Here is a 14984-nt window from a genome sequence, read left to right as displayed (position 1 = left end):
CTAAACCTTAAAAGTTAATGACTCGCCAGCAGAGAGCATTATTGGCTGTTCAAAGGTTAAGGTTATATCTTTACCTTTTCGTAATATTGACGCTTTACCATGAGACGAATTCACAGTTTTAGCGGTGTTCTTAGAATAAAGAGCCTTTGATGTTAGTCCTTTGGGCTCTAATCTAAGCGAAAGTGTATTGAGCGCTAATTCTCCATATTGAACTTTAAGCGTAATATCGTTACCTTTTCGTTGGTTATTTATTTCAAAGGAGCCCCAACCTTCGGCACTAGTAAAGGCTGATTTAAAGTTGCCTTTGTCTGTCATTCTTGGTTTGAATCCTAAATGTCCTTTAGAGCCGTCATTTTCAAAACCTGCTGCCGCGAGATAAACACCATAAGAAGCCATTGCTCGGGCGTAATGATCTGAGCATTCTATTTCGTTATACGGGTTACGTTTACTACCGTGATAACGATCGTGCACTGAGCGAATAATTGCCAAGCCTTTGGTGAGTAATTCAGGCTCTTCGTCACTTTCCCAAACCATGTGGCCGGCAACTTGATGTTCAAATCCGGTCATACATTCTTGAAAATAGCCATATTGCCAGTACTTTTCCCAATCTCCTTGACGACCGCCTTTTGGCCATGTGCACATCACTAAGCCAGCTTCACCGGCTAAGGCGTAGGTACGTCCTTTGGCGCTTGGTGTTTCGATAGAGTCTCTAAATGGCCCCATATCTGGACAGAAGTTATAATCCCAAAGGCTTGATAGGGCAGAGCGGATTATTTTCCCATCATAAAGACGACCAAGGTTTAATTGACTAGCCCACCATTGACCCATCACTTGGTCGATATAACAGCCTTCGCCAATGGCAATGGCGTCGGCATGTGCAGGGTCAATTTCTTGAGTGAAAAATCCATGTTCAGGGTTAAACAATTTTAAAATGTTTTTTTCACCTTGTTGGTATATCTCATTACACATTTTTTCAAATGCTTTATCACCAACCACTTTGGCCATTTCTTCACCTGCGCGTAAAGCGGCAATATAAAGCGAACTTAATACGGGGATTTTCCCGTACCATTCTGCATCAAGGGTATTATGTTGTTCTCCCTCGGTAATACCATCAGGCATACCGCCTTGGGCATCAGCTAAAATAAGATATTGCAGTGCTTTTTTTGCATTGGGCCAAACGCGCTTTAAAAATGCACTATCAGGACTCATTTGATGTTCGCGATAGGTTCTTAAAATAACGCCCGCTTGGCCATCGGTTGCGTCTTTATCGTTGTATTCGCCACGAAAGTGAATTGCGCCATTATCTTGAAAACCTATGCCGTAATCGGTGCGTTCGCGTAAATCTCTTTCTAAGTCAGGAAACAAGCGACCAACTGATTGTGCATAGTGCCAAACGTGAGTACAAGTTCCGCCACAACAACCCACACCTTCCCATGCCCAAAAACGGCCATTATCAAGTCGATAAGAGGTATTGGTTTGCAGTGCATTGGTAGGAATGATAGAACGCTCTAATAACCAATGAGGCAGGGTGCTGTCATACCAGGTATCTCGCCATAATCGAGTAAGAGAGGTTAGCTCATCAATTGAATTGGCAATATCTAAAGCGACTTCTTTTGCATCATCATATTTAGTGGCGTACCAGCGTTTTATGTTTTGGTGCTCTTTTTTGAAAAGTGCTTTTTGATTCGGAAAAAACCAAGAGACCACAAAAGCAACTGCCTTTGATTCACCTGGCTTGAGGGTTAAGTCTATTGTTAATGTTGCAACTTCTGAGTCAATAGTAACGGAGCTGTTAGCATCAAGACACATCATTGAAAAAGAACCAAAGTCTGCTAAACCTTGAATTGCTTTTTTGGCTGCAGAGTCATTGCCTTGGGCAGTTGAAATAAAACCCATCCCGCTTTTTACGGAATACTTCGTTGTTAACAAACTTGCATTATGATCTTTAGCTTTCCTCTGTAGAGTGGGGTTTTCCGACCAGCCTTCTACCGACAAGTGCATTGCTTCATCACTGTTATTGGTAAATACATAGCGCATGATAGTGGCTGGATAACTTGACCTGTCAGTGTCGAGAGGAATGTATGGTGTCATTGCTTCAAGTTCAACGCTTAATTGCGTTGCAGAGTCACGATAACTAATATCGGCAATCGGCATTTGACCTTTAAAGGTAATGTCATCAAAGCCTTGATGATCTAGCGTGCGACGATCATTATTAACCGTAACCGCAAAACCTTGCTCAAAATGCCACGGGCTAGTTTGTGCTGGAGGACTAATATAATTCGCACCATTGCGTTCTTTTATTTCGCTGCTACCATGCTCATTAACAAGCGTAGGGTGTTTATAAACTTGAGGTATGACACCTTCATGGTTTTCATTAAAAACATCCCATACCCAAAGCTTTCCGTCACCGCCAATATACACAGTACCTGTGCCGATACCGCTAATGGGCATGCCGATGTATTGAAGTTGTTGCCAACCTGTATAAGTGGTGGCTGCGCCTCTAGCATAGAGTGATTTAACCCAATCCTTATCTAATTTTTTATCTAAAGGTATTGGTCCATCGACGTTAGCTGTAGGTTGATTTGAAAAGGGACCTGCCATTCTTGGCATAGAAAAAGCCGGCATAGAAAATGCCCCCGTCATCGTTGCCATGCCAGCACCTATGCCTTTTAATACTTGTCGTCTTTCAACTGTTGGCTTACAACTCGTATTTGGTGCACAACACGATGATTTTTTTTCAGTCGTTTTTTTAGAATTAGTCATTATTTAGTTACCATTATATTTGAGACTTATATAACCATGGTTAATGTGTCGCCTGCGGTTAACATTACTGGCTGCTTAAAGCTTATAAGCGTGTCTTTTCCATGATGTTTGATACTGGCGTGTCCATAATTGGTGTTAATTGTTTTTGTTGTTGAATTCATTTGGAAACGTCGGCCTAAGCGCAGAGATACAGTCGACAGACTCAACTTGCCATAGTTAAGGGTTATAGCCGCGTTTTTGCCTTTATCATCAACAACACCTTTACCATTAAGCACAGTAAGGGCAAAACTTCCCCAACCTTGTGCACAGGTAAAGGCTGCCTTAAAGTTATCCTTATCCGTTAAACGTGGTTTAAAGCCGATATGTTGTTTTGGCCCATCGTATTCAAATCCGCAAGCCGCCAAAAACACGCCATATGAGGACATGGCTCTAGCATAATGATCTGAACATTCAACTTCATTGTATGGATTACGTTTACTGGCGTGATATCTGTCATGCACAGAGCGGGTTATAGCGAGCCCTTTGGTCAGCAAGTCAGGCTGTTGATCACTTTCCCAAATCATATGACCTGCAGCTTGGTACTCAAAACCCGTCATACATTCATTAAAATAACCATATTGCCAATGTTGCTGCCAGTCATCATCACGGCCACCTTTGGGCCAAGTACACATGACTAAACCTGCTTCACCAGCTAAGGCATAAGGACGACCTTTAGCTGTCAGGGTTTCAATTGAATCTCTTAATACACCCATGTCAGGGCAGAAATTGTAATCCCATAAGCTAGATAATGATTGGCGGATAATTGTGCCGTTATAAAGTCGACCTAAACCAAGCTGGCTAGCCCACCATTGACCCAATACTTGGTCAATGTAACAACCTTCACCAATAGCGATAGCATCGGCATGGGCGGGATCTATCTCTTGAGTAAAAAAGCCATGTTCAGTATTAAATAAAGACAAGATGTTTTTTTCACCCTGTTGATAAATTTCACGACAGATGTTGGCGAACGCTTTATCTCCCATCACCATGGCCATTTCTTCACCAGCATGCAGCGCAGCGATATAAAGTGAACTTATCACAGGGATTTTTCCAAACCAGCCTGCATCAAGCGTATTACGTTGCTCACCCTGTGGAATACCATCAGGCATGCCATCACCCGCATCAACTAAGATAAGATATTGCATGGCTTTTTTTGTCTTGGGCCAAACACGCTTCAAAAAATCGCTATCTGGGCTCATTTGATGTTCGCGAAGGGTACGTAAAATAACACCCGCTTGACCATCTATTGCGTCTTTATCGTTGTATTCGCCACGATATAAAATAGCGCCATTATCTTTAAAGCCAATACCGTAATCGGTACGTTCGCGTAAATCTCGTTCTAAGTCAGGAAACAGCCGACCGACTGATTGCGCATAATGCCAAACATGGGTACAAGTACCCGCACAACAACCCACACCTTCCCATGCCCAAAAACGCCCATTGTCTAGCCGGTAAGCGGTATTCGTTTGTAGTGCGTTAGTGGGGATAATAGCGCGTTCAAGCAGCCAATGGGGGAGGGTGGAGTCATACCAAGTATCTCGCCATAATCGGGTGAGTTGCGTTAATTGATCAACAGAATTTGCTATATCTAAGGCAACTGCTTGTGCATCATGATATTTGCTGGCATACCAACGTTTGATGTGTTGATGTTCATCTTTTGTAAGCGCTTTTTGATTGGGGAAAAACCAAGAGACAACAAAAGTGACTGCTTTTGTTTCACCAGGGTTAAGGGTTAAATCTTTTGTTAAAATTGATAATGTTGAGTTGATAGTAACCTTGCTTTTACTGCTGTTATCATTACTATTATCGCTAAGGCACATCATTGAAAACGAACCAAAATCGGGTAAGCCTTGTATTAATTTTTCAGCCGAAGAATCGTTACCTTTACCCGTAGAAATAAAGCCAACACCGTTGTTGTTTGCATACTCTGTTGTTAACAAACGGGAATTATGCTCTTTAGCTTTGCCTTGAAGTACTGGGTTTTCCGACCAAGCTTCTGCTGTGATCTGCATTTCGCTATCACTGTTATTGGTAAAGCTATAACGCATAATAGTGGCTGGGTAGCTAGAACGGTCTGTATCTAATGGAATATAAGGGGTCATCGCTTCAAGTTCGACGTTTAACTGTGTTGCAGCATCACGGTAACTAATATCCGCAATAGGCATTTGTCCCTTAAAAGTGATGTCATTAAAACCATGATGGTCTAAAGTGCGACGAATTTTTTTATTGTTTTGTTCAATAATAACGGCAAAGCCTTGCTCAAAATGCCAAGGGCTAATTTGTGCCGGTGGATTAATATAGTTTGAGCCATGTCGTTCGTTTAAGCCTTTTTCGCCAAATAAACTAGTGAGTGTCGGGTGTTCGAAAACTTGTGGTACTACCCCTTCATGGTTCTCATTAAAAATATCCCACACCCATAATTTTCCGTCACCGCCAATATAAACAGTACCTGTGCCTATGCCACCAATTGGCATTCCTATGTATTGAAGTTGTTGCCAACCTTGATAGGTTGTTGCACTACCGCGTTCATAAAGTGATTTAACCCAGTTTTCATCGAGTTTTTTATCGACAGGAATGGGTCCATTACTTGGGTCAACACTTTTATTTTTATCATCGAATGCGAAAGGTCCAGCCATTCTCGGCATGCTAAAAGTCGGCAGAGATAAAGCGCCGGTCATGGTAGCCATACCAGCACCAATACCTTTCAATAACTGGCGGCGATTGACATTAGGAGCACAACTTGTACTGCTACTACAGCATGAAGATTTACTAGGTTCTTCGACTTCAGACATTGAGATTAATCCTTAGGATTCTATTTGTTTTTTGTTTTGATTTTTATATTCTTTTAGCTTCTTTGCATGGGCTTTTTTAGCCATAATTAAGCCTTTAAAAGCTGGCTTATCAGCTAACTCACTTTCCCAAGATGCCATTTCAGCTTGTTGTTTATTAAAGGTTTCAGTTTTGGTTTTATATAGGTTAGACGTTTCAGAAAGATCTTTGTCTAAGTTATATAAATGTTTTTGCTGATTTTTCTTAAATAGAATGGTTTTGTTATCACCGCGGCGTGCTGCGACTATACCTTTATCAAAATTACGCCAAAATAATATTTCATGCGGTTGTTCTTTATTTTCACCGGTAACATAGGGCATTAAATTAACGCCATCTAATGGACGTTCTTTTGCTATTGGCGCATTAGTTAAACCGGCAAATGTCGCTAAGATATCAAGTGAACTTACTGAATTATTATACACTTGCCCGGCAGGCACTTTTCCCGGCCAGCGCATGGCAAACGGTACATGAATACCACCTTCAAAATAATCACCTTTATGACCTCTTAACTCACCATTATCTGATGCGTTTTTACTTTCGGGACCACCGTTATCTGAAAGGAAAAATACTAAGGTATTATCATCAATGCCTAATTCATCTAATGTTGCCAGTACACGACCAACTCCATCATCTACCGCGGTTATCATCGCAGCATAGGTTCTACGTTTTCCTTTTGGAATATGTAAATTGCGATCTAAATATTCTTTACTAGCCTGTAACGGCGTGTGTGGCGCGTTATAAGAAAGGTATAAGAAGAAAGGGTTGTCCTTTTCTCGTTTAATAAACTCAACTGCCGCATTTGATAACTCATCAGTAAGGTATTCGGTGGTTTCTATACGTTTATCATTTTCTAATAGTTTGGTGTAATACCAAGACGTCCATATTTTTTTAGGGTTTTTCTGGTTTAAGCCTTCGCTAATGTCTTTATAAATTAAATCTTCAGGGAAATATCGATGACCACCAGCAAGGAAGCCATAAAAGTGATCAAAGCCACGTTTATTAGGGACAAGCTCGGGGTGTGAGCCCATATGCCACTTGCCAATAATGCTAGAGGTATAACCAACAGGTTTTAATACTTCAGAAATCATTTTTTCATCTAAAGGCATGCCTGAGGTTATATCAGTTGGGTCCATATGAGGATTACGGTCAAAACCAAATCGGCCTTGATATCTGCCCGTGAGTAATCCTGCTCGACTAGGACCACAAACAGCATAACTAACATAACCATTGTTAAACTTAGTGCCTTCATTGGCGATGCGATCAATGTGAGGGGTTCTAATGTCTTTACTACCATTAAAACCTACGTCAGCATAACCTTGGTCATCGGTTAATATAACGATGAAGTTGGGTTTATCCGCGGCGAGTAGCTGTCCATTAGCAAGTAACAAACTTGCTAGCAATAATTTATTAATTATCTTCATTTTTTTTAGTGACTCTATAGGTTTCATTCAAAATTGAGATCTATTTTTTACTATAACCAAATACTGGGAACGTTCCCAGTATTATTTTTTGGCTTGATAAAGGTAACTCAGTTATAGGATTTCATCCTAAATGCTGTTCTTTGACTTTATTTAACGTTTTAATGGCAATGATCATTTTTTAATTGAAACTGTTTACATTATGTACGCTATTGGCTAATGTAATATTAGGGTAAGCGCTTACCTTGTGTTTTACAATACTTGTTTTGATGCAGGTGTGATTCTAAGGGAAGACCTTAGAAAGTAGGGAGACATAAGTTGTTATGGGGGGATAGATATTTCCCTTAATAAAAATAAATTTAAACGATGCTATTAAGCCAAACTTATGAATAAAAAAATAATTAAACTACTACTTATTATAAGTAGTGCAAATATCGCTTTTAGTGCTCAGGCACAAGTAAATATCACCGTAGATACCTCCAATGTTGTGGCCAGTGACGTTAGTGGCAAATACGGCATGAACCTTAATGCCGGCGTTGACAGTGATCTGAACAGAGATGCTGGTTATACTCCATTGGCTGATGCACTTATCGCAACGGGCGCTAAATATTTACGCTACCCCGGTGGCGCGAAATCCCAATATTTTTCTTGGGCTTCAGCTCCTTATACTGACCCTAGCACCAATTATTGGGTACCCGGCGCCTATGCCGATCTTGCTTCAAACACCATGGATTTTGATGAGTTTATGACTCTCACTAGCCAAGTAGGTGCCCAGCCACATGTTAATGTCGCCTATAATCCGAATAAGGGCTTGGGCGAAGCCCTTGCCGCTAAATGGGTAAAATATGCCAATGTCACCAATAACCATAACGTCAAGTATTGGGAAATAGGCAATGAAATGTGGCAAAGCAATTTAGGCTTAACTATCTCCTCTCTTTGCGCCGTTGCCAGTTCATATTCTGCTGCAATGAAAGCGGAAGATCCGAGTATTCAAATTGGTATAAGCTGGAAGCGAGGCCAGGTTCAGGATGTTATTAATACCTGCGGCAGTGCCATCGATTTTGTCGCCATTAGTGACTATACCACCTACACGGGGTCATACACTGGTTATAAAAATGGTAACAATGTTGACCTGGTTGGCGTTGACGAGTCGGCTTCCAAGAAAATAGTCGTGTCAGAATTTGCCCCTACCACTTGGGCTGGCGACGCAGATGATTTTGCCAACTCAGCGGGTAAAGGCATCATCAATTTTGATCAAATCGGTCAATACCTGAAAAGTCCCAATACCTTATACGCCAGCTTTTGGAATACCCATTGGTATGATTTAAGTGGTTACATGTTTGATGCGATGGACAATTCCAATAATCTGCTGCCGGTTGCTCAACCAATGAGACTTTGGGCTGATTTTATTAAAGATGATCTTGTGCAGATAACCAGCAACGAATCAGACGTAGTGACTTATGCAGCCTATGACGACGCTAACGGCGATCTAAACCTGTTCCTCGTCAATAAAGGCAGCAGCACACACAGTACAAGTATTGCCATCACTTCTCCTAACAATTATGAGTCGACTGCAGCGGTCACTCGTTTTAAAGGATCAAATGAATGGGACGAAAACCCAACCTTGGGCAGCGCTGCTAGTGTTAATGTATCATCAGGTGCAATTAGTACCTCGCTTCCACCCACCTCTATTACCGTTATTTCACTCAAAGTGGTCAACGTTGCCGTGACCGGTGTCAGTGTCTCTCCAGCGACTAGCACAATTAACTTAGGTGCAGTGAAAGCCCTTCATGCGAGTACTAGCCCATATAATGCGACCAATCAAACAATGACCTGGGCCAGTAGCAATAGCAGTATTGCTGTTGTTAACGCTAGTGGTGTAGTAACAGGCGAAGCGCCAGGTAATGCAACCATCACAGTAAGCACAATTGATGGCGGTTATACGGATACGGCGGAAATTACCGTCGACGTTATTACCGTGCCAATTATCACTAACCCTGGATTTGAAACCGGCGCGCTTGATGGTTGGCAATCAACTGAAACCTCTGGCTGGGCGGGTGTAACCTCTGACGGTAAACACTCGGGCACTTTTTCTGGCTGGGCAGGCGGCGGTAGTGCCGAGCTCAGACAAACCATCACTAATTTACAACCAAGTACCACTTATGACGTTTCTGCTTACGTCTATAACTGGAACTCAGATGGCGGCTCAGGCACAGTGGGCGTAGACAACAGTGGCGGCGTATGGGTCAGCCAGTCTTTTGGTTACACCGACTGGACACTGGTTGAACTGAGCTTCACCACAGGCGCAAGCAATACCAGTGCTGATATTTACATGAGCAGCCCCAGCAATTCAGATACTTGGGTGCGAGTCGATGATATCACCATTGCTGAAGTAGCAGCGCCAATTAACTCGCTTGTTACTAATGGCGACTTTGAAAATAGCTTAAACGGTTGGAGTACTTGGAATACGGTTAATACCAACAGCAATGCCTATGATGGTGCTGCGGCTGTCGCGTTGAGCGGAAAAGCATCGGTCAACCAGACAATAACAGTACAGCCCAATACAAGTTATACCTATTCTGCTTATGTTAAAGTGGAAGATCCGCAAAACGAGCGTGTTGTCATGGGCGTTAATGACATGAGTAACGGTAATTCGAGTATAGGCGGCGTTCAGATATATGATACGCAATACACCTATCATGAGATCAGCTTTACCACCAGTGCTAATACAACATCGGTAAAAGTATTTCTATGGCGTCCAAATAATGGTGTAAATAACGCTTATATGGACAATGCCGTACTCGTAGAAGACTAATGAAAAGTAATTGTTTAAATTAAACAACACGTTAAATTAATAAAAATACTCTTGCTCTTAACAGGCCGGAGTATTTTTCATTGATGAGCAACTTCAATTCCTACCTTTGAAAGAAGTGCAAAGTAGATATTCTACACAAGTACCAATGAATCCCTTCTCTTTAAATTCGTTATCCCATTTAAAATAAAATATGATTAAACCCTACTTAATCGGTAAAGCGTTTAACTTTTTATTCGCTGAGTATTCTACTTGTAAAACAAGGTCTTATATCTGTATGATCTTATCTGTCTAATTGTATTGATCTTTTAAGGGAAAGCGCTTACCCTTTGTGATGTGGATTTAATGTTCAATAGTTAGTTATCTTGAACTTTCTTTTAGAAATATACTGATTATTAACAGTGTATTTCCTAAAAGCTGGCGTTGGTCAGTATCTGCAACCTTTATGCTTTTGAGAATAAAGAATAATAAAAATGCATAAGTTTTCTCATATTTTATAAAAACAAAACATGTAGTTAAAAGGGAAATATCATGATTAAAAAAAACAAACTAACATTGGCAATTATTGCCGCGCTATCATCCACAGCACTTATCAGTACCAGTGCTTTTGCAGCAGAAAAAACAGAAAGACAGGAAATCGAAGTTATTAAAGTTACAGGGCTTGCCAGTAGTTTAGCAAGAGCTTTACAAACGAAACAGTTTGCTGACAGTATTCAAGACAGCATTGTCGCCGAAGATATGGGGAAAATGCCAGACCAAAACGTTGCCGAGTCATTGCAGCGTATTACCGGTGTTACAATCTCTCGTTCAAATGGTGAGGGGTCTAAGCTTACTATTCGTGGATTTGGACCACAGTTTAACGTGGTTAAAATGAATAACCGAACGCTTGCGACTACAGGTACAAGTCGAGATTTTGACTTTCAAGTGTTGCCCGCAGAATTAATCTCAGGTGCCGATGTTATTAAGTCACCAACTGCAAATTTAGACGCTGGTAGTATTGGTGGTTTTGTTAATCTACATTCTGCTCGTCCTTTTGATAACGTGGGCTTTCATGCGGCAGGTTCCGTTAAAGCAAAGTATCAAGATTTAGCTGGTGAGGTTACTCCGGAATTTTCAGGGATTATCAGTAATACCTTTGCTAATGATACCATTGGTGTATTGGCAGGCTTCTCATATAAAGAAACTGAATCTCGCATTGATACCTACAAAGGAAATTTGTGGGGTGCATACAGCGAATACAATCTTACTGATCCAGAAGAAAAAGGTTATGGTTTTCCACTAGCCAAAGAACAGGTTTTAGGTGAAGACGGTCAACCGACTACTTTGGAAGGCAGCCGTGGTCCTGGGCGAGCTCGTTATATAATGAATAACGAAAATCGTAAACGTATCGGCGGTAACTTATCTGTTCAATGGGCACATAACGACAACATGATTTCCACTTTTGATGCGCTTTATAGTCAATTAGATCGCGATCAGTTAGGTACTGGTATACAGGTGGCCATGCAAACTAATGAATATACTGCTGCCTCAGTTACTGATAGTGGAACCATAAGAACAGCGACACTAAAAAACACCGATTTAGAATTTATGTTAACAAATGGCATGAATGAAAGCACAACGGAAGCTTATGGTTACAACTTTGTATATACAGGGGATAGGCTGACGTTAAGCGCAGATTTATCTTATTCTACAGCAAAAGAAAGCTTTAAGGGTGATAACAACACAGTTATGCACTGGACAAGGTTTAACGCAGATGGAACTGATCACGCCAGTACCACAACACTTGACTTTAGTCAGGGTGATATTCCTGCTTTGTCTTACACCGGTATGGATCTTAATGATCCTTCAACAGTGCTTGCATCTTGGCAAGATTATTCTGGTTCTGAAGCTCAAGATACGGTTACAGAAGTGAGATTAGACGCTAAATACGAAATCGAGATCGGCGTTATTACTTCAATAGAAACCGGGGTTAGTTACTCTAACCGTGAACTAGCCACAACACCATTACACATGATTAATGATCCTACGACTGGTGCGGCAGATTGGAGTCACCCAGCAATGTGGATGGGCAGTGGTTCTACAGGCAGTGGCTGGCACAGTGATATTAATGCGGGTGCAATAGATACTTCAATCTTTGTTCCAGGTGAAGGTAATTACATGGAAGGGGTAAGTGGTGATTTCCCGCGTCAATGGTTATCCGTATCAAGTTATCAAGCTTATGTTGATGCTTCTCAAGACTATCTGGATACTTTGGATGACGTCAAAGATCATCCTAAAGTTGTTGCAGGTTGGAATACCTTGTATGAAGGTACAGCTGGCGCAGTTAACACTGATGAAACATCAACATCGCTTTATTTACAAGTAAATCTAGAAGGCGAGATAGGGGATTATTATTGGCGAGGTAATGTTGGTGGCCGTTATATAAAAACTGATACTGATGCATCTGGCACATCAACCACGATAGACAGATTAAGCCTTAAAGCAGGAGGTGCAATCCCAAGTCAAAATGCTCCTGTATTAACAACAGAATATACCACTTTCTCTAGCAGCGATGATTACTTTTTACCCAGTATAAACTTGACGTTAGAGTTGAGTGACGAAAATTATGTTCGCTTTGGTTCAGCAAAAACCATCACCCGTCCAAACATGAGAGACAAGTCTGCTAATTTTACTGAGAGTAGTTGGAGCGGAAATGTTGTTTATATAGGTGGTGGCGATCCTAATTTGAAGCCTTATGAAGTCACTCAGTTTGACTTATCTTATGAACATTATGGTGAGCACACTTCTTACTCTGCTGGTTTTTATTATAAAGATATCACGAGTTTTATCTCTGTATTTACCACCACAGGACCATTTGACGTCCCCGTTGATCAGGACTTACAAGATGCCTGGGATTCTGAAGGCTATTCAGGTGGTGTCAGCTACTCATCGAGTCGTCCGACTAACCGCACAGGTGGTACTGTTAAAGGTGTCGAACTAGCGTTTATGCATACTTTTGATTATATGTCCGGCTTTTGGAGTGGTTTTGGTGTACAGGCAAATATTACGCTTGCAGACAGTGAAGATGAAGATACGGTCTCTGTGGTTCGTCCTGGTGTTCCTGAGCCAAGTAGTGGCTTAGAAGGCTTTGCCGATACAAGTTATAATGTTGTTGGCTTTTACGACAAAGATGGTGTTCAGGTGCGACTTGCCTACAATTATCGTGATGAGTTCTTAGAGAGTCGCTATGACGGTGATGGCCCTCGATATAATGTTGCTTATGGGCAACTCGACTTAAGTACGTCTTATGACATTAATGAAAATATAAAGATAATGTTCGAGGCTACTAACTTAACAGACGAAACAATTGTTAAATATCATGGTATACGTGAACGAGTTGGTTTAGTTGAGTTGTCAGGTGTTCGTTATAATTTAGGAGTGCACGCCACTTTCTAAGTTATTACTCGTGTTAACTTCAAATACTGGAGGTTCATTTGAACCTTCAGTATTTTAAGATGGACACCCTTGACCTTGTCTTTTTTAGTGGAGCATTTAATGAACAGTTCAACCTTGCCTATAAATTCTTATGTTATTGTTGGTGGTGGTACCGCGGGTTGGTTAACTGCTGCAATACTGATACGTGTTTTAGAGAATACTAATGCAACAATAACGCTTATAGAATCACCTGAGGTTAGTACCGTAGGAGTAGGTGAAGCTACAGTTCCATTTTTAATTGATAACCTAAAATTTTTAGATATTCCAGAAACAGATTTTATACTCAAAACCAATGCCACCTTCAAATTAGGCATTAAACTCACCGATTGGCAAAACCCTGGTGAATCTTATTGGCATCCATTTGGTGATGTCGGTTCAAAAATTAATGGTTGGGAATTTTATCAACACTGGTTAAAAGCAAACTTTAATGGTGACACCAGTAATTATACTGACTTTTCACCCTGCGCAGTTATGGCTGACGCCGGAAAGTTTTACATTCCAAATCCCAAAAAACCAAATAATTTATCTACTATGGGTTATGCATTACATTTTGATGCCAGTCTAGCTGCTGCCTATTTATCAAACTATGCTCAATCTCGAGGTGTTGTGCACAAGCAAGGCCATGTAGAGACAGTTAGCAAGCATGAAGATGGACGATTAAAAAGCCTAGTCATGAAAGACGGTAGTAGCGTTAAAGGTGATTTTTTTATTGACTGTACTGGCCAACGTGCTTTGTTAATTGGCGAAGCCTTAGATGTTGAATATGAAGATTGGAGTCATTACTTACCTGTTAATCGCGCTGTGGTAGTTCAATCAGAAATAGCTCCATCAGAAACAAAAAAATCAAAAACAGCTCAATCAAAAGTTCAGGGTTCTTTACCGCCTTATACTGAAGCCTTTGCTCATGAACATGGTTGGCGTTGGCAAATTCCACTACAAAATCGCATCGGTAATGGTTATGTTTATGCCAGTGATTATTGCAGTGAGGAAGAGGCCACAGAACTATTGCTTAAGAATATACAGGGTAAACCGATAACAGAGCCACGTACTATTCGTTTTACTACCGGTAAACGTAAAAAGATGTGGCATAAAAACTGTGTTGCTATCGGCTTATCATCAGGCTTTTTAGAGCCCTTAGAATCAACCAGTATTTACCTTGTTAGCCGTGCTGCTATGTTGTTTATAACCATGTTACCGAATATGAGTTTAGCAAAAGAGACTGAGAGTGAATATAATCGTTTAATGGATAGTGAATACGAAAATCTGCGTGATTTTATCGTAACTCATTATTGTACTAGCCGACGAACAGATACTGCTTTTTGGCAAGACTGGCAGAAAAGAGATATCCCTCCGAGCTTACAAAATAAATTGGCATTTTATAAAAGCCAAGGCCGTTTAATTCGAAATGATCTTGATTTGTTTGGTCCTATCAGTTGGCATTCAGTGTTGTCGGGTATGGGGGTTTTTCCAGAGGCTTATGATCCTGTTGTAGATGCCACTATCGTAGCTGAAAGCCACAAGTATATTAAGGGTGTTCGTGCATCACTTATTTATTCGGTTAATCAATTATTAACTCATAGTGAATATCTTGAACGGCTAAAACTTTAAATAGCGGTGATGTTTCATATATTAAGAACAATCTCCTGTTA

General features: G+C 40.9%; 6 protein-coding genes. 3 read left to right on the top strand and 3 right to left on the bottom strand.

Features of this window, described 5'->3' with window-relative positions; all coding sequences use genetic code 11:
* The 3 genes from F580_RS25620 to F580_RS0116730 are packed head-to-tail and all read right to left on the bottom strand — an operon-like array spanning position 1 to position 7052.
* Positions 1–2763, bottom strand: coding sequence for a GH116 family glycosyl-hydrolase (locus F580_RS25620; protein ID WP_019028903.1), 2763 nt, complete (start codon positions 2761–2763; stop codon positions 1–3).
* A 26-nt stretch (positions 2764–2789) separates the two neighbouring features.
* The gene (locus F580_RS25615; RefSeq protein WP_019028902.1) at positions 2790–5594 is read right to left on the bottom strand and encodes a GH116 family glycosyl-hydrolase; all 2805 of its coding nucleotides are present in this window, start codon (positions 5592–5594) and stop codon (positions 2790–2792) included.
* A 12-nt stretch (positions 5595–5606) separates the two neighbouring features.
* Positions 5607–7052, bottom strand: a complete 1446-nt coding sequence (locus F580_RS0116730) for a sulfatase-like hydrolase/transferase (RefSeq protein WP_040357569.1) — start codon at positions 7050–7052, stop codon at positions 5607–5609.
* A 382-nt stretch (positions 7053–7434) separates the two neighbouring features.
* On the opposite strand from F580_RS0116730, the gene F580_RS25610 reads away from it, so the two are divergent.
* The 3 genes from F580_RS25610 to F580_RS0116715 all read left to right on the top strand — a co-directional run bounded on the left by F580_RS25610 (position 7435) and on the right by F580_RS0116715 (position 14943).
* On the top strand, positions 7435–9864 hold the full coding sequence (locus F580_RS25610; protein ID WP_019028900.1) for a carbohydrate binding domain-containing protein: 2430 nt from the start codon (positions 7435–7437) through the stop codon (positions 9862–9864).
* 528 nt (positions 9865–10392) lie between these two features.
* Positions 10393–13296, top strand: a complete 2904-nt coding sequence (locus F580_RS0116720; RefSeq protein WP_019028899.1) for a TonB-dependent receptor — start codon at positions 10393–10395, stop codon at positions 13294–13296.
* A gap of 99 nt (positions 13297–13395) precedes the next feature.
* Positions 13396–14943: a tryptophan halogenase family protein gene (locus F580_RS0116715; RefSeq protein WP_019028898.1), complete on the top strand. Its 1548-nt coding sequence runs from the start codon at positions 13396–13398 to the stop codon at positions 14941–14943.
* Positions 14944–14984: the final 41 nt, after the last annotated feature.

It is taken from the genome of Colwellia piezophila ATCC BAA-637 (assembly GCF_000378625.1).
Lineage (GTDB): Bacteria > Pseudomonadota > Gammaproteobacteria > Enterobacterales > Alteromonadaceae > Colwellia > Colwellia piezophila.
The sequence above is the reverse complement of the archived record's forward strand: the minus strand, read 5'-3'. Positions and strand labels throughout refer to the sequence as shown.